Here is a 16,322-nt window from a genome sequence, read left to right on the forward strand (position 1 = left end):
ATGGATATGATGCATGCTATGGAAGCAAGATAATAACAAAGATCTGAGAGCACAACCTCATTTGCCCGAGTTTTGCAGGATGCGAAACTCGGGTTTTAATTTTCTCTAAATATTAATAAATTATTAATAAATTTTTTCGTAACCTTCTGCTCGGGTTTTGAATCTACGGTGAAACCACATCCATTGAGTTGGTGCAATGCGCAATTGAGCCTCAATGATTCTATTCACCCGAATTGCATCATCGAGTTCATTTTCACTCGGCATATTTTCAACAATAGGCTCAATCAAAACTTTGTATTGTGGATTACGAACATCACCATAACGATAAAAATAAAGCGGGATTGCAACAGATTTGGAGATTTTTAATAGACGACGATGTGCAGTAACAGTGGCAGCAGGAACACCAAAAAAAGGCGCCATGACACCTTGTTTTAAGCCAAAATCTTGATCTGGACTATACCAAATCGCACCGCCATCTTTTAAACGACGTACTAAGCCTCGCATATCATCATGATCAATTTGCTGTTGATAAATGGTTGCGCGACAACGATAAATCAGCATATCCAACATCGGATTATTCTGAGGACGATAGACCACATCAGGCTCAAAATATTGAGCACAAATATAACCACCTGCATCCAATAAAGTACTGTGTGTACCTAGCAATAAGATACCTTTGCCTTGAGCTTTGGCTGAGTTGATGTGCTCTAGACCTTCAATACTATGGCGTCCTTTAAACCAATTTGGACAATACCAAGCATTCAATGTTTCAAATACACCCAACATCATGTCGACAAACACTTGTTTTGCTTGTGCTTCAACTTCAACAGGAGACCATTCAGGGAAGCAAACTTCCAGATTTCTGATTGTGGTTTTTCGACGTGATTTGAGCAAGTGCCAGCATAATGAGGCTAAACCACGTGCCAAGCGCCATTGAATTGCCCAAGGTAAGATTGCTAAGAGCATGAGAAAAGTGATGGCGATCCAGATTTTCCAATACTTAGGGAGTAAAAATTCCCATTGAAACTCACCAGGAATATAAGACGATTGTTGGCTCATAAACTAGAAATATGAATGATATTGAATTTTGAAGCAGTGTAACATGAAGTCAGTTTTACGACTTTAAATCTAAAAGATAAAGCACAGCCTTTTTGTGTATAGATAAATAAATATTTTGATCAGGAGACCATGTTGAAACAGATAAGCATACTTAAGGGAGATATTACCCAAATCGCGTTTAAAGTGATTAATGACGAGTTAAAACAAAGTCAGTCAGTCCAAGAAGTAGTTTTTGTTTGTTTTGATGATGAAAATTTTAATATTTATCAGTCATTAAAAGATGATTTTGAAATCTAAGCATTCATTGGATTTTAATAGAGCATCTATCATTTTATGGATAGATGCTCATCATCTGATTAATTGCCTTTCGACATATTTTCTAAGATGTCCCAACGTTCCAATTTCTCAAGCAAAGATTCTTCAATTTCTGCTAAACGTTGACTCGCTAAAGTTGCAGCATTAGCGTCAGAGACAAACCACGAACCATCCGCAAGTTTTGCTGAAAGTTCGGCTTGTTCTTTTTCTAGCTTTTCCATCTCAGCAGGGAGTTGTTCTAACTCACGCTGATCTTTGTAACTCAGCTTGACCTTCTTTGGTGCTGATGCTGCGGCAGCCGCTGCTTCGGCTTTAGCTTGCGCTTTTTTCACATCACTTTTCTGATCAACCACTTTTTGGTCAGGGCGTTGTTCCAAGTAATCTTGATAGCCACCAATGTACTCATCAATATTGCCCTTACCATCGAATACCCAAGTCGAAGTCACAACATTGTCCATGAAAGCACGGTCATGCGAGATCAGTAACAAAGTACCTTTGTAGTCAGACAGCATTTCTTCAAGCAACTCAAGTGTCACCATATCCAAGTCATTGGTTGGCTCATCCATCACGATCAAGTTCGATGGTTTGAGTAATAGTTTTGCTAATAGGATACGGTTTCTCTCACCGCCAGACAGTGCTTTGACTGGCGTACGAGCGCGTTCTGGTGAGAATAAAAAATCTTGTAAATAGCTATAGATATGACGGCGATTGCCATTCACATCGACAAAATCAGAACCTTCAGACACGTTGGCCATCACGGTTTTTTCAAGGTCGAGCGCATTGCGTAACTGGTCAAAATAGGCAATTTCGAGTTGTGTTCCAGTCTTGACTGAACCGCCGTGTTCGAGTTCACCTAAAATGGCCTTGATTAATGTGGTTTTACCCACACCATTGTCACCGACTAAACCAATGCGATCACCACGTAATACGATTGCTGAGAAGTCTTTGATTAATGGTTGTTCACCATAGCTCACGCTTAGGTTCTCAATCTCAAACACCAGCTTGCCTGAGCGATTGGCTTCCTGAGTCGCCATGCTGACTTTGCCCTGTTGTGAACGGCGTGCCTTTGATTCTTCACGCAAGGCCTTTAGGGCACGGACACGTCCTTCGTTACGGGTACGGCGTGCCTTGATGCCTTGACGAATCCAAGCTTCTTCTTCTGCTAATTTTTTATCAAATAAAGCATTTTGTTTTTCTTCAGCTTCCATTTGCTGAGCTTTGAGGTCGAGGTAACGTGAATAATTGCCTTCATAAGCACGTAAAACACCACGATCGAGTTCAACAATACGTGTTGCAATGCTATCTACGAAAGAACGGTCATGTGAAATAAATAAAAGAGTTAGATTATTTTGATCAAGTAAGAACTTTTCTAACCATTCAATACTTTCAACATCCAGATGGTTTGTTGGTTCGTCCAGTAATAACACATCCGGTTGGGTAAGTAGGGCACGTGCCAAGAGCACACGACGTTTACGTCCACCTGATAGGTCTGCTAAATCTGCATTTGGATCTAGCCCCATTTTACCTAAAATGGTATTTACTTTGTTTTCAAGTGCCCAACCATCGAGCTGATCAAGTTTATGCTGCAACATGCCCATACGATCACAAGCTTCCATATCACCTAATACACAGGCATCACTTGCTTCATGATAGGCTTTGAGTACGGTTGCAGCTTCTCCTGCGCCATCAGCAACAATATCTGCCACTTTGCCTGAATCCATCGGCACGTCTTGGGCTAACATTGAAACAGTTAAACCATTTTGAATCGAAACTTCACCTGTATCAGGTAATAAACTTCCCTCAATCAGTTTTAATAAAGTAGACTTGCCTTCGCCATTACGACCAATTAAACAGACTCGTTCGCCACGTTCTAGGTTAAAGTTCGCGCCGTCGAGTAGGGCAGGTCCGCCAAATGCGAGATGGACATCCCTTAAAGTAATGTAGGCCATAATGTTTCCTAAGAGTTCAGATGAGGTCTGAAATGACTAAACCACAAAAATTTGATGATCACGCGTCATTGTCCGCACCCATTGAAGATTTGCAAGTCCGAATTGCATTTTTAGACGATTTAGTTGAACAATTAAATCAACAGCTCGCAATTCAGACACAAGAAATTGCAGTTTTGAAGAAACAAATGCAGCTTTTATACCAACGCGTTGAGTCTTCAGACTTGTCAGAAGGAATTGCACCGTTTGATCCAATGAGTAACAAACCACCGCATTATTGAAAAGATAGACATGACAGGCTAGAGTGATGAAATTGGGGGAATTTATATTTTAAGGATACAAGTGAAAAAAATTTTGCTTTTGGATATTGAGAATATTCATAAAACTGAAAAAGAGCTATTACACTTATTGAAAACTTATGCTTGTGTATATTTAGTTTACGCAAAATCACCTGTGACTTTAAGTTTAGATGCACTGATTAAGTTTTCCCCTTTTGTTGTAGAAAAGAAATTAGTTATTATTAAAATGCCTAAAGTTGGTAAAGATGCTGCCGATTTTGGATTAGCATTTTTAGCAGGGCAACTTTCAATTCAAATGGATAAGAAAAATATTTGTTTTGATGTTATGTCTAATGATGGGGCTTTAGAATATATTGTTGATTTACTGAAAGTTATGGGTTTTCAGGCAACACAATTAAAAACAGTGATTGAACAGTCAAGAGAAATATTAAAACCAGTTTCACTTGAAGAACCTACAACAGTCATTCCTGATGTCGAACAATTTTCTCAACGTCCACATTTGGTTGTTTTTAAAAAATTCTGTGAATATTTAGCAAAAATTCCAACCAATAAACCAACAAAAATTGAGAGTTTAAAAAATACAATTCGAACAAAAGTACAAGGAGAACAGATTGATGAAAATTTAATCTTTAGTTTATTGATGAATTATAAAATTATTCAAAAGGATGATTTAAAAGTCATTTATTTTGAAAAAAATCTAATGGTATGGGCGAACTTTGTTCTGCCAGAAATGATTGAGAATGAAAAGAAAAAAGAGCAAGTTGGGCAAAACCAAATGTTATTGCCAATCATTCAGAAAGACCATGCTTCATTTGATTTGGAAAATATTCGTTTAACTTTAGCGAGAAGATTAAATGTTGCTGCACACTTACGTCCTAAATATGTGGCAGGCTTTACTTTGCTCTTAAAACAAAATTTTCCTGAACAAAATGCTGAAGACTTATTGAATCGTTTAGAACATAACCAATGGTTAAAAGTGAATCAGAGAGAGATTGAATATAGTCCAAGATTGTTGATGCCTTAAATTTGGAACTTGCCTTTTTCATTCAACTTATGTAACGCTAATAAAAGGAAGTTTTGGGCACCTTTAATGAGTAATGTTGGAATTTGGATTACAGTTGCGATAGTTCTATTTGTCTTGGGCTCGATTTTTGGTCTGCGTGTGAGTCCTCGAGAAAAAGCGTTAGGTATGATGCGCGATCAAGCTCGCAAAATGGGATTACACCCACGACTCATCGTTGCGCCTGAGTGGACGAAAATTCCAATGGCATCTGAAAAACGCGCCAGTATGGTTGCTTATTATAGTGTGCTTATTCCGGATGCTCGCTTAGCACTTATGCGCGCGCGCGTGGTTGATGGAAAACTTCAGGTGGTGCAGGGTGATCAGAAATTTAATGATTTACCCATTGCATTAAAAGGAGTTTATGCTATTGATATGCAGGCAAACTGTGTCGGGCTATATTGGGATGAAGAAACTGATTTAAGAGCCACTCAGCTTGAAGCAATCAAAGCATATTTACATGAATTAGCTCAGCGCTAATTATTTGATTAATTATAGGAAAAACGATTTATTATGGCGAATACTCCACGCTCTGCTTCAGAAAGCACAGCAGCTCCTACACCTGCTGCAAAGAAACGTGCCTTAGTGATTGTGGAGTCGCCTGCAAAAGCGAAAACAATTAATAAATATTTGGGTTCACAATATGTGGTGAAGTCATCGGTGGGTCATGTGCGTGATTTACCGACAGGAGGCGGGGCGAAATCCACCGAAAAGAAGCCCGCAACTCGCACTAAACTGACCGATGAACAGAAAGCCGAAAAAGCCCAGTCCGCACTGATTAATCGTATGGGTGTCGATCCCGAGCATGACTGGATTGCACATTACGAAGTGCTCCCAGGCAAAGAACATGTGGTTGCCGAACTAAAAAAACTCGCCAAAGATGCAGATGCTATCTATCTCGCAACGGACTTGGATAGAGAAGGGGAAGCGATTGCTTGGCATTTAAGAGAAGTGATTGGTGGGGATGATAGTCGCTACCATCGTGTGGTCTTTAACGAAATTACCAAGAATGCCATTCAAGAAGCATTTAAACAGCCAACACGACTTGATTTAAACCGTGTGAACGCTCAACAGGCGCGTCGTTTCCTCGACCGTGTGGTGGGCTTTATGGTGTCGCCATTACTATGGGAAAAGATTGCCCGTGGTTTATCGGCAGGACGTGTGCAATCCGTTGCTGTGAAACTGGTGGTTGAACGTGAACGTGAAATCCGTGCATTTATTCCAGAAGAATACTGGCAAGTATTTGCAGATACCTTGTCGAAGAAAGATGACATTCGTCTGGAAGCGGTGAAACAGGCAGGTAAGACGCTTAAACTCAAAAATAAAGCTGAAACTGATGCCCTACTCAGTGTATTAAAAGATGCTGAATATAAAGTGGCGTTGCGTGAAGACAAACCCACCAAAGTTAATCCAAGTGCCCCGTATATCACTTCAACTTTACAACAAGCAGCGAGTACGCGTTTAGGTTTCTCTGTGAAGAAAACCATGATGCTGGCACAGCGTTTGTATGAAGGTGGTTTTATTACCTATATGCGTACCGACTCAACTTTCTTGAGCGATGACGCGGTGAATATGGTGCGTAATCATATTCAGCAAAATTTTGGTGAAAAATACGTTCCTGCCAAGCCAAATCGTTATGGCAATAAAGCAGGCGCGCAAGAAGCGCATGAAGCGATTCGTCCATCAGATGTCGGATTGACGGGTGACAAACTTGCAGGTGTGGAACGTGATGCCCAGCGTCTGTATGACCTGATTTGGCGACAGTTTGTTGCTTGTCAAATGACACCAGCAGAATATTTATCTTCAACCTTGACTGTTGAAGCATCAAATGTTGAGTTAAAGGCGAAAGGCCGTACACTAGTATTTGATGGTTTTACCCGTGTTCGTGGTGCCAATAAATCTGATGATGATATTTTATTGCCTGCGGTAAAAGTTGGTGAAGTCCTTAAGTTAGAAAAACTTGATCCGAGTCAGCATTTTACCAAGCCACCTGCACGCTTTACTGAAGCATCTTTGGTGAAAGAATTAGAGAAAAAAGGGATTGGTCGTCCATCGACTTACGCTGCAATTATTTCAACGATTCAAGAACGTGGTTATGTAAAACTGGAAAACCGTCGTCTCTTTGCAGAGAAAATGGGGGAGATCGTTACAGACCGTTTGGATGAAAGTTTTAATAATCTGATGAATTATGCTTTTACCGCTGATTTAGAAGGTCAATTAGACCGTGTTGCAATGGGTGAGCGTAACTGGAAAGAGCTACTAGATACCTTCTACGGTGATTTTAAGAAACGTTTAACCAATGCGCAGGGTGAAAGCGGCATGCGCCGTAATCAGCCAGTCGAAGTGGCGGATGTATCTTGTCCTGAATGTTCGCGTCCAATGCAAGTTCGTACTGGAACAACAGGTGTATTCTTAGGATGTTCAGGTTATAACCTGCCACCGAAAGAGCGTTGTAAAGGCACACTCAACTTAACACCAGTCGAGTCTTTGGCGGCATTGTCGGATGATGATGGTGCTGAAACTGCTGATTTGATGTCGAAACACCGTTGTCCTAAATGCGGTACAGCAATGGACAGTTATGTAGTCGATGGTGGTCGTAAATTGCATGTCTGTGGTAATAACCCAGATTGTGATGGTTACGAAGTCGAGGAAGGCGAATTCAAGATTAAGGGCTATGACGGTCCAACCATTCCATGTGATAAATGTGATGGTGAAATGCAGTTAAAGACAGGTCGTTTTGGTCCTTACTTTGCCTGCTCAAGCTGTGACAATACCCGTAAAGTATTAAAGAACGGTCAGCCTGCGCCACCGCGTGTTGATCCAATCAAAATGGAACATCTGCGTTCAGCCAAACACGATGACTTCTTTGTATTACGTGATGGTGCGGCAGGTTTGTTCTTAGCAGCCAGCAAATTTCCGAAAATTCGTGAAACACGTGCACCGAAAGTGGCTGAATTACGTAGTGTGGCTGAGCAGCTTGATCCGAAGTATCAGTTCTTGTTAGAAGCACCAGATGTTGATCCTGAAGGCAATCCAACGGTGGTGAAATTCAGCCGTAAGAATCAGGCACAATATGTGGGTTCTGAAACTGCTGAGGGCAAGCAGACCAAGTGGAGTCTGGTGTTCCAAGATGGGAAATGGGTAGAAGCTTAAACATTAAAGTTTAAAAAATGCTGGCGATTGCTGGCATTTTTTATTGAACAAATAAAAAGAAAAATTAATTTTGATTGGGGTGAAATGCATGTGGAAAAATATTCGAGTCGCTTGCTTACTACTGGTGTTGTTGATTGTTGCAGTCAATGCTTATCGTGATCAAAATCAGGATTGGAATCAGCCGACTAATGTATTGTTGCATCCGATTAATGCCGATGGGTTGCCTACAACACAGCAGTATATTCAAACATTGCAGCAAGATGATTTTGCTGAGGTGAAGCAGTATCTAGAAAAAAATAGCCAGCAATATCGAGGGCAAAGCAGCTACTTTATGGTTCAAATCGGAAGGGAATTGCAACAAGCACCACCGAAGATGTCTGAGCAGCCAAGTGTTCTGGATAATATTCTATGGAGCCTAAAGTTTCGCTTTTATGCATGGAAGCAGTATCAATCGATTGATGGTTCACCAAGTTTAACTCTATATCTGAATTTCTATGATCCGAAGCAAAATCGGGAACTCAAGCACTCAACTGCGCTGGAACGTGGACGAATTGGTTCAGTCAATCTGTTTGCCTCAGCTAAACAGACACAGCAAAATAATGTAGTGTTAGTGCATGAGTTATTGCACGGTTTTGGCGCGACCGATAAATATAATTTGAACAATGGTGAACCTATTTTCCCGATTGGTTATGCACAGGCGGATAAGCAACCTTTGTATCCACAAACTGAGGCGGAAATCATGGGAGGGCGTATCCCACTTTCAGAGCATAAAAGTAAAATGCCAAATGACTTGGAACAAACCGTGATTAGTGTGCTGACCGCACAGGAAATTGGCTGGATCAAGTAAATTGTGGATAAGTTCCGATTTATTCATAGCCCCAAAAAGAACAGACTAAATTAAAAATTATGGAATAAAACACTGGTTTTTCAACATTTTGTCATGAATTGTCAACATGCCTTATACAGAGTTAGGTCTAAAACACGCTCAATATATACATAGCACATTGATGATAAAAGAGTAAATCATGATGAAAACGGTGGGTAATGATCTGGTTCGCAATCAGCTACACGCTGATCGTAAATGGTATCTGTTATTGGGTGTGTTATTGGTTATTTTTGGCCTCATGCTTTTAGCAGCGTTACCATTTGCAACATTATCTGCCGTCTTGTTGTTTGGTGTGTTGATGATGTTGGGTGGTATTTTGCATTTTGTTGCCGCATTTACGGTGTTTAAGGGCAGTACACGCTGGTTGTGGGCTTTGTTTGGTGTGCTATATCTAGCTGCTGGTTACTTTGCATTTACCACACCTGTGATTACTGCAGTGATGCTCACCAGTTTCTTGTCGATTGCATTAATTATTGCGGGGATTATTCGTAGCGTAAATGCTTTTATTTTACGACCAATTTCAGGTTGGGGATGGGTGCTGTTTTCAGGCATATTAACCCTATTAACCGGGATTCTGATCTTGTCATCACCTGATTCACCGTTTTGGGTGTTGGGGATGTTCCTTGCGATTGATATTTTATTTCAGGGAATTAACTATCTAACCTTTGCAGGGGCGATTAAACAGTTACCACATAGTTCAACTACCGTCTAACGGGTCAGGCTGAGAGTGAGAGAGCATGTCTTTACATGCTCTTTTTGTTTTTGTAGCGAGAAACATTTCAATGGCTTGAGTCTGCTAAAATAGCATTTCGCTTTTAATTGACCAATTGTATGACGCTTGCCAAGCTAATTGATGAACTGAATCCACAACAAAAACAAGCAGCCACAACGACAGCGCAAAACTGTTTGGTCCTTGCGGGGGCAGGCTGTGGCAAAACCAAAACTATTGTGGCACGAGCTGCTTACCTGATTGATCAAGGTTTGCCTGCATCACAAATTCAAATCTTGACCTTTACACGCCGAGCTGCCAGTGAAATTGTGACGCGGGTTGAGCAGCATATGGGCGCACAGGCGAAAGGCTTACGCGCATCAACCTTTCATACTTTTTGTATGTATTTACTACGTCGGAATCCACATGCGTTTGGTCTCACACAGTTTAGTATTATTGATCGGGATGATCAGTTGCTGATGTTTCGTTTACTACGAGGCAATGATAAGGGCAATGTCTTACCTAAAGCGGCCGAATTGTGTGATCTCTATTCCTATGCTCGTAATACCAAAACCAAACTATCGGATGCTTTAGTTAAGCAGCTACCCCAAGCGCTTGAGTATAAAGCCCAAATTGCTGAATTGATGAAAGCCTATGAGCAACGCAAGCAAGAACGTAATTTTCTGGATTATGATGACATCCTATCTATTGTTGCCGTACATCTGCAAAGTTCACCAGAGCTAGTGCAATGGGTCACTGGTTTTTGTTCCGCCTTATTGGTCGATGAAATGCAGGATACTAATCCACTGCAATGGGCTTTGCTTCAGCCTTTAGTTGGCAAGGTGAAACTGTTTTGTGTCGGGGATGATGCACAATCCATTTATGGCTTTCGTGGCGCAGATTTTGAAAATATTCATCATTTTAAAGAACGTGTGCCTGATGCACATGTGCTTCATCTGGAAATGAATTATCGTTCGACCCAAGGCATTTTAGATTTATCCAATTGGCTGCTGGAGCAGAGCCAAATTGAATATGACAAGCATCTACAGGCCTATCGAGGTAAAGGCTTAAAGCCACAACTGCATATCTTGAGTAATGAGTTTGAAGAAGCCAATTGGATTATTCAGGATTTGAATTGTCGTCATATGCAAGGTGCGGCTTGGGCAGAACATATGATTTTATTACGTTCAGGTTTTAGCGGGCGGTATTTGGAAGGGGCTTTGATTGCGGCGAATATTCCTTATCGATTTATCGGTGGTGTCAAGTTGCTTGAATCTGCTCATGTCAAAGATGTTTTAAGTTTGTTACGGGTTAGTGTTAATCCTCAAGATGATTTAGCCTGGATGCGTTTCCTGACGCTTTGGGATGGCGTGGGCGATGTGGGTGCCAGTAAGTTGGCACAGGCCTTAATTCAATTGCCTGATATCGAAGCCCGTTGCCAACGTTTAGAGCGACATGGCAAAGTACCGCAACAAGCGATTTTAATTTTGATGCAGCTCGATGTATTGCAGCAGCATGTTGAAGCTTGTATAGGCCTTGCACTGGATGCGCTAAATGAACAGCTGGAAAATAATTATAAAACCAAAGATTGGTCACGCCGAGTCAAAGATTTTGATTTGGTGAAACAATTAGCACGTAAGCATCATTCACTTGGTGAATTTTTAGAAGAATATGTGCTTGATCCAATTTCTGTTTCAGAAATTGATAAAACACCTGACCAAGACTTAGTGACACTGATTACCATCCATTCAGCTAAGGGTGCTGAACAAAAAGTCTGTTATGTCCCACATGTTTCTCCGAATCAATATCCTCATGCGCGCGCGCAAGGCGATTTTGATGATGTGGAGGAGGAGCGTCGTGTGCTATATGTTGCGTTAACACGTGCAGAAGATGAATTGATTTTGACCAAACAGAATTTAAATTTATGGTCACAAGATCAATATGATGAGTTAGGAAGAAAAATAGAAAGTTACTTCCTCAATGATTTACCTCAACATTTAGTCGATGTTCAGATTCATCGGGATATTCCACGTGCCTACGGCCAAAGCAATCATTCTCGTACGACTACAATCAATTTAGGTTTTGGGATTGATTTCGATTAAACTAGGCAGATTCAAATTCTTTTGATTCTACAATGAATCATCTTTTAGGTTTTAGCATGAAAATTTTAGTTCGTAATTTAGACCGTAATGTGACTGATGCGGAAATTCTCGACTTATTTAAAGCATATGGAAAAGTTGAGTCTTGTGTCGTGGTCAAAGACGAAGCAACGGGTAAATCGAAAGGTTTCGGTTTTGTTGAAATGCCAAATCCACGTGAAGCGATTAAAGCAATTAAAGGTTTAAACACCTTGAAAGTAAAAAGCCAAGGCATTCGTGTCAAAGCTGCGGATGATAAAGCTTAATTATCAATGTTAAAGCAATATACTGCTTTATCAATGGTTGCACCAAATGCTGAACGAATAGCCAAGAAAATTAAAACGCTTGAGGTTCGCTCATAGCAACCTCGAATGTTGCCACTGAAAGATTTGATGATTGTAGAGAATCAACACTTTCTTTTGAATGATGGGGATGAAGACGTTGGTTTTGCCGTTGCATTGGTGGATATTGAATCAGTGCATCCATGGCAATCTGATGAAGTTGATGCAGCTTGTGCAACGTATTGGGCTGAAGGCTATTTGGCTTGGGGCAATCGCAATATTCGTCCGATTGATCCACCGATTCAAGTCATTGCCAAGCGAAAACTTTATCGTATTGAATTGATGTTGTGAGTGCTATTTGTTTCAGCATCAATTCGCTTTACAATCAGTCTTGATTTAAATGAACTGAAAAAGGGATTTATTATGTCTCGTGTTGCTCGCTACCATGCTGATCGTACCAATCAAAAATTGTATTTTGCCCGACTTGCATGTCAACAAGCTGAGCAAACTGAACATATTCAACAAGCGCAGGCATATCGTGAGGCAGCAGTATTTCATTTACACGGGGCAATTTTAGCGTTTTTACAAGAATTGGTGCGCTATTATCGTTTAAATGATTTGCAACCGACGTTTAAGTCGATTGAAGAACAGATGGCAGTTAAAGGACAAGTCTCACCAGAAGTTTCAGTATTACAGCAACTTGCTAAAGATGGTTTTATTGCAGAACTCAAACGTGCGTATCGTTTATGTCAGTACGCACCCGAGCCAACAGCACCAGAGCCTGAAAATGAGACCTCATCGAATTTGATTATTAAGGTGACTCAAAGTCCTCAAGCATGGTTACCCGATGCGAAAATATTACGAGAATGGCTTAGAGAGTTAAGCCATTTGATTGATGGTTTTCGCAATGAAATGGTTGAGTTTTAATTCGAGTACAACATAGACTTGAAATATGAGTGAATAGCACTTATATAAATAAGACGTGAGATTGCAAAGTGCAGTAGCGCTTTGCCACCATGTAGAAACATGGAGTAATGTATGTCAATGCAACAGTTAAAAGAGTTATTTGGTAGCCAAGAAGCCGTTCTCGAGTTAGTTCAACTTGAAGGCGGAGAGCTTGCCTTGCGTAATGCAGGTTCGGAAGCAGAGCCTTTGGTTAAAATTCAATTTAGTGAAGATGTTAAAAAGATTTTGGGTGATCAGACACCAACCGTTGCACAGCATATGATCCAAGCCGCTTTATTTGGTTTGTTGGAAAAACAGATGAATCAGTTACAAGCAGAAGTTATTGATGAGCAACCACAGCACTTTAGCTAAAAGAACTGTAATATTTCACTCTAATCTAAAAAATGATTTAAAAAGGAGTCCTAAAATGCGACTCCTTTTTTTATTGCTTATGTTACTTAGATGAGTACAGATTTTATTACAATTAATTCAGTTGGTATAAAGAGATGTAGACTGTAAATAAAAGCTTATGGTTCTCGCTACGAAATGAAAGTTATAGCCATAAAATGTGCTTTAATTTTGCAATCAAATACTTTTGTTTCATATATTTTTAATGGATTAGCTATCAATAAATTGCAAAAAATTAAAGCTTTATTAAATGTAAAAAATATTGGGATTGAATAAAAAATATCATAAACTCAATTTTTATTTGCTTACTATAAAAAGAGAGCTTACATGCAAAGTAATAATCCAATTTTAACTCGGGTGGAAACCTATACTGATATAACTGAGCCAATGACCATTCAAGGTGCTATTCAGAAGTCAGTATTATTGACAGTGATTGCAGCTGTATTGGGAATGGCGCTATTTTTCTATTGTGCAATCACTGCTAATCTTTCAATTGCCTATGCTGCAACAATTGTTGGAATTATTGGGAGCTTAATTTTAGCTTTGATTACCACTTTCAAATCAAATACTGCACCAGCTTTAGCAATTCCTTATGCGTTATTTGAAGGTGCATTTTTAGGTGGTATTTCTTTTATTTTCCAACTGAAATTTCCAGGTGTTCCGTTACAAGCTTTGCTTGCGACCTTTGTTACAACCTTGGTTTTATTTGCGTTATATAAATTCCAAATTATTCGTGCGACTGAAAAATTTAAGGCAATTGTAATTTCAGCTTCTATTGCGATTGCTTTGGTATTTGTCGTTCAGATCATCATGAGTTTGGCATTTAGCTCAAGTATTCCTTATATCTTTGAAAGTAACTGGTTAGGAATCGGTTTTGCAGCTTTTGTTGCGGTAATTGCTTCACTGAACTTAATTTTAGATTTTGATTTAATTGAAAGTGCAGCAGCACAACGTGCTCCGAAAGCATTTGAATGGTTATGTGCAATTGCACTGTTAGCAACTTTGGTATGGATGTATTACTCATTTATGCGTTTGTTGAGTCTGATCCAAGGTGATGACTAACGAATTGTTATCTTAAAAAAGAAAATCGCCTTCATCTGAGGGCGATTTTTTTATGCAAGTTTGTAAAAAAGATGGATTATGCAATTCCGAAAAATAAGGAATGTTGGCATGATGTGGTGAAAATTTTTCGAGTGAGAATAAGATGTCACAAGGACTTTTAGCTGGTAAACGTTTTTTAATCGCTGGTATTGCAAGCAAATTATCAATTGCATACGGTATCGCTGCTGCATTACATCGTGAAGGTGCGGAGCTTGCGTTTACTTATCCAAATGAAAAGTTGAAAAAACGTGTTGATGATTTTGCAGCACAGTTTGGTTCGAGCTTAGTTTTCCCTTGTGATGTAGCTGTTGATGCAGAAATTGATGGTGCATTTGCTGAGTTAGCAAAACATTGGGACGGTTTAGATGGTGTTGTGCATTCAATCAGTTTTGCACCAGCACATACATTAGATGGTGACTTCACAGACGTGACAGATCGTGATGGTTTCAAAATCGCACATGACATTAGCGCGTATAGCTTTGTTGCGATGGCGCGTGCTGCAAAACCTTTATTACAAGCACGTCAGGGTTGTTTATTGACTTTGACTTATCAAGGTTCTGAGCGTGTGATGCCAAACTATAACGTGATGGGGATGGCTAAAGCATCTTTAGAAGCGGGTGTTCGTTATTTAGCGCTAAGCTTGGGTAAAGAGGGGATTCGTGTGAATGCGATCTCTGCGGGTCCAATCCGTACATTGGCTGCATCTGGTATCAAATCATTCCGTAAAATGTTGGATGCCAATGAAAAAATTGCTCCATTACAACGTAATGTAACCATTGAAGAAGTGGGGAATGCAGCATTATTCCTTTGTTCACCGTGGGCTTCAGGTATTACGGGTGAAATCCTTTATGTTGATGGTGGTTTCAATACTGTAGGTATGAGCCAGTCAATGATGGATGATGAATAATTAGATTGCTCTAGATTATTGAATAAAGCCGCTTTGATAGCGGCTTTGTTTTTATTATCTCCAAATTTCTGAATATTAGTTCTGTTCCGAAAAAGAATTTCTACAGTACAAAACAAAGTCCAACATCATTTTGGGAATATATTTAGCAATTTTAGTCGGATGAAAATCTTATTTTAATCAATTTTGAACAATTTCTCCCGACATTTATCGATTGCTTTGATGTTTAAAATTACTACAAGTCAGCTAATACTGATTATATTTACAATTCGATCATATCTGCGATTTGATAACCGAGATTAGTGATTCTAAATATTTCACCTTTGTGGCTGGGATCTTCAATTAAACTTTCATATTTAAGTTCCTGAATAGCTGATTTCCAACGGGCAACCTCTCTTGGATTTTGTGATGAAATCAAATTTTTACCATTAGTTTGAATGTCCTCACCCCCTATATATCTTAGGGAAATAATAGTACCGTTGCTATCGAGACTTGCTTCTTTAAGTAATATACGGGCCTCATTTGATAAAGTCGGAAGTGAAGTTTTAGATTTTACCACTTCAATTTGATGTGGTAATGAGTCGCTTACTTCGAATTGAAATAAAGAATGTTCATTAATTTTAAGCTGGAGATGGCGATAAAATTTATCTTTGAAGTCAGACTGGCTATCATAACCTTCATATAACCCCCGAGTTTGACAATTTTTTTTAAACTTACTTAATTCAGTATATTGATTTGGGTCAACAGTATCCATTACAACAGGCTGACTGGAAAAATAAAGCATAGCTGGTTTACCTGTGGCTATATGTTTTTCGATTTCCTCAACTGTACCGCTAGCATATTCTGTAGTAGGTGTTCCAATGCGAGTCCAAAAAACACCAACAAGAAAGTCACATTTATCTAAAACTTGATTATTTATGATTTCCTGAGGGGATGCACCCATTTCAGGAGATGAGTGAGATTCCCATCCAACAGGCAATAAAACAATATTCCGTGATTTTGAGTGCACAGCATTCCACTCATATATTACGTCACGAATGATTGTCCTTTCAGATGCAACATCTCCAGGAGAGGCTATCATCACATTGAATACTTTAGCTTCGTAACTCATCTTTTGA

The 16,322-nt window shown here is 39.6% G+C and carries 15 protein-coding genes and 2 pseudogenes; 14 read left to right on the top strand and 3 right to left on the bottom strand.

The window, feature by feature from the left end; all coding sequences use genetic code 11:
• Nucleotides 1-123: 123 nt before the first annotated feature.
• Nucleotides 124-1,059 carry a lauroyl acyltransferase gene (locus NO346_RS03885; protein ID WP_256414323.1) on the bottom strand — a complete coding sequence of 312 codons (936 nt, stop codon included), beginning with the start codon at nucleotides 1,057-1,059 and terminating at the stop codon, nucleotides 124-126.
• A 168-nt stretch (nucleotides 1,060-1,227) separates the two neighbouring features.
• Between NO346_RS03885 and NO346_RS03890 the strand changes: the two are divergent.
• A pseudogene (locus NO346_RS03890) lies at nucleotides 1,228-1,356 on the top strand (RNase III inhibitor); the annotation flags it as partial.
• 59 nt (nucleotides 1,357-1,415) lie between these two features.
• Here NO346_RS03890 and NO346_RS03895 read toward each other — a convergent pair.
• A complete protein-coding gene (locus NO346_RS03895) occupies nucleotides 1,416-3,323 on the bottom strand; it encodes an ATP-binding cassette domain-containing protein (RefSeq protein WP_256414324.1) in 1,908 nt (635 codons plus the stop codon).
• Between the two features lie 32 nt (nucleotides 3,324-3,355).
• Between NO346_RS03895 and NO346_RS03900 the strand changes: the two genes are divergently transcribed.
• From NO346_RS03900 to NO346_RS03960, 13 genes and pseudogenes are all read left to right on the top strand, one after another.
• A complete protein-coding gene (locus tag NO346_RS03900) occupies nucleotides 3,356-3,601 on the top strand; it encodes a SlyX family protein (protein ID WP_087536336.1) in 246 nt (81 codons plus the stop codon).
• 61 nt (nucleotides 3,602-3,662) lie between these two features.
• Complete coding sequence (locus NO346_RS03905; RefSeq protein WP_256414325.1) at nucleotides 3,663-4,643, top strand: PIN domain-containing protein; 981 nt, start codon at nucleotides 3,663-3,665, stop codon at nucleotides 4,641-4,643.
• 66 nt (nucleotides 4,644-4,709) lie between these two features.
• A complete protein-coding gene (locus tag NO346_RS03910) occupies nucleotides 4,710-5,159 on the top strand; it encodes an ammonium transporter (protein WP_256414326.1) in 450 nt (149 codons plus the stop codon).
• Between the two features lie 33 nt (nucleotides 5,160-5,192).
• Complete coding sequence (gene topA / locus NO346_RS03915; RefSeq protein ID WP_256414327.1) at nucleotides 5,193-7,832, top strand: type I DNA topoisomerase; 2,640 nt, start codon at nucleotides 5,193-5,195, stop codon at nucleotides 7,830-7,832.
• A gap of 88 nt (nucleotides 7,833-7,920) precedes the next feature.
• Nucleotides 7,921-8,679: a hypothetical protein gene (locus NO346_RS03920; RefSeq protein ID WP_256414328.1), complete on the top strand. Its 759-nt coding sequence runs from the start codon at nucleotides 7,921-7,923 to the stop codon at nucleotides 8,677-8,679.
• A 178-nt stretch (nucleotides 8,680-8,857) separates the two neighbouring features.
• On the top strand, nucleotides 8,858-9,430 hold the full coding sequence (locus NO346_RS03925) for an HdeD family acid-resistance protein (protein ID WP_256414329.1): 573 nt from the start codon (nucleotides 8,858-8,860) through the stop codon (nucleotides 9,428-9,430).
• A gap of 119 nt (nucleotides 9,431-9,549) precedes the next feature.
• Entirely contained in the window at nucleotides 9,550-11,529 is a 1,980-nt protein-coding gene (locus NO346_RS03930; protein WP_256414330.1) for an ATP-dependent helicase, read from the top strand.
• Between the two features lie 56 nt (nucleotides 11,530-11,585).
• The gene (locus NO346_RS03935; RefSeq protein WP_004802550.1) at nucleotides 11,586-11,831 is read left to right on the top strand and encodes an RNA-binding protein; all 246 of its coding nucleotides are present in this window, start codon (nucleotides 11,586-11,588) and stop codon (nucleotides 11,829-11,831) included.
• 6 nt (nucleotides 11,832-11,837) lie between these two features.
• Nucleotides 11,838-12,197: pseudogene (locus NO346_RS03940) on the top strand (ASCH domain-containing protein).
• Between the two features lie 72 nt (nucleotides 12,198-12,269).
• On the top strand, nucleotides 12,270-12,773 hold the full coding sequence (locus NO346_RS03945; protein ID WP_256414331.1) for a DUF6586 family protein: 504 nt from the start codon (nucleotides 12,270-12,272) through the stop codon (nucleotides 12,771-12,773).
• A gap of 111 nt (nucleotides 12,774-12,884) precedes the next feature.
• Nucleotides 12,885-13,163, top strand: a complete 279-nt coding sequence (locus tag NO346_RS03950) for a hypothetical protein (protein WP_005162636.1) — start codon at nucleotides 12,885-12,887, stop codon at nucleotides 13,161-13,163.
• A 363-nt stretch (nucleotides 13,164-13,526) separates the two neighbouring features.
• Complete coding sequence (locus NO346_RS03955; protein ID WP_256414333.1) at nucleotides 13,527-14,261, top strand: Bax inhibitor-1/YccA family protein; 735 nt, start codon at nucleotides 13,527-13,529, stop codon at nucleotides 14,259-14,261.
• A gap of 142 nt (nucleotides 14,262-14,403) precedes the next feature.
• On the top strand, nucleotides 14,404-15,207 hold the full coding sequence (locus NO346_RS03960; protein WP_151711624.1) for an enoyl-ACP reductase: 804 nt from the start codon (nucleotides 14,404-14,406) through the stop codon (nucleotides 15,205-15,207).
• Nucleotides 15,208-15,466: 259 nt separating this feature from the next.
• Here the strand turns inward: NO346_RS03960 and NO346_RS03965 are convergent, their stop codons facing one another.
• The gene (locus NO346_RS03965) at nucleotides 15,467-16,315 is read right to left on the bottom strand and encodes a DUF4062 domain-containing protein (RefSeq protein ID WP_256414334.1); all 849 of its coding nucleotides are present in this window, start codon (nucleotides 16,313-16,315) and stop codon (nucleotides 15,467-15,469) included.
• Nucleotides 16,316-16,322: the final 7 nt, after the last annotated feature.

Origin of the sequence: Acinetobacter sp. 5862 (genome assembly GCF_024494585.1) — a bacterium.
GTDB lineage: Bacteria > Pseudomonadota > Gammaproteobacteria > Pseudomonadales > Moraxellaceae > Acinetobacter.

What these genes read in the sequence shown, in the direction of transcription:
- NO346_RS03930 (WP_256414330.1), top strand. Translation starts at nt 9,550, where the DNA reads ATGACGCTTGCCAAGCTAATTGATGAACTGAATCCACAACAAAAACAA.
- NO346_RS03885 (WP_256414323.1), bottom strand. Translation starts at nt 1,059, where the DNA reads ATGAGCCAACAATCGTCTTATATTCCTGGTGAGTTTCAATGGGAATTT.
- topA (WP_256414327.1), top strand. Translation starts at nt 5,193, where the DNA reads ATGGCGAATACTCCACGCTCTGCTTCAGAAAGCACAGCAGCTCCTACA.
- NO346_RS03960 (WP_151711624.1), top strand. Translation starts at nt 14,404, where the DNA reads ATGTCACAAGGACTTTTAGCTGGTAAACGTTTTTTAATCGCTGGTATT.
- NO346_RS03950 (WP_005162636.1), top strand. Translation starts at nt 12,885, where the DNA reads ATGTCAATGCAACAGTTAAAAGAGTTATTTGGTAGCCAAGAAGCCGTT.
- NO346_RS03920 (WP_256414328.1), top strand. Translation starts at nt 7,921, where the DNA reads ATGTGGAAAAATATTCGAGTCGCTTGCTTACTACTGGTGTTGTTGATT.
- NO346_RS03955 (WP_256414333.1), top strand. Translation starts at nt 13,527, where the DNA reads ATGCAAAGTAATAATCCAATTTTAACTCGGGTGGAAACCTATACTGAT.
- NO346_RS03900 (WP_087536336.1), top strand. Translation starts at nt 3,356, where the DNA reads ATGACTAAACCACAAAAATTTGATGATCACGCGTCATTGTCCGCACCC.
- NO346_RS03910 (WP_256414326.1), top strand. Translation starts at nt 4,710, where the DNA reads ATGAGTAATGTTGGAATTTGGATTACAGTTGCGATAGTTCTATTTGTC.
- NO346_RS03945 (WP_256414331.1), top strand. Translation starts at nt 12,270, where the DNA reads ATGTCTCGTGTTGCTCGCTACCATGCTGATCGTACCAATCAAAAATTG.
- NO346_RS03895 (WP_256414324.1), bottom strand. Translation starts at nt 3,323, where the DNA reads ATGGCCTACATTACTTTAAGGGATGTCCATCTCGCATTTGGCGGACCT.
- NO346_RS03935 (WP_004802550.1), top strand. Translation starts at nt 11,586, where the DNA reads ATGAAAATTTTAGTTCGTAATTTAGACCGTAATGTGACTGATGCGGAA.
- NO346_RS03925 (WP_256414329.1), top strand. Translation starts at nt 8,858, where the DNA reads ATGATGAAAACGGTGGGTAATGATCTGGTTCGCAATCAGCTACACGCT.
- NO346_RS03965 (WP_256414334.1), bottom strand. Translation starts at nt 16,315, where the DNA reads ATGAGTTACGAAGCTAAAGTATTCAATGTGATGATAGCCTCTCCTGGA.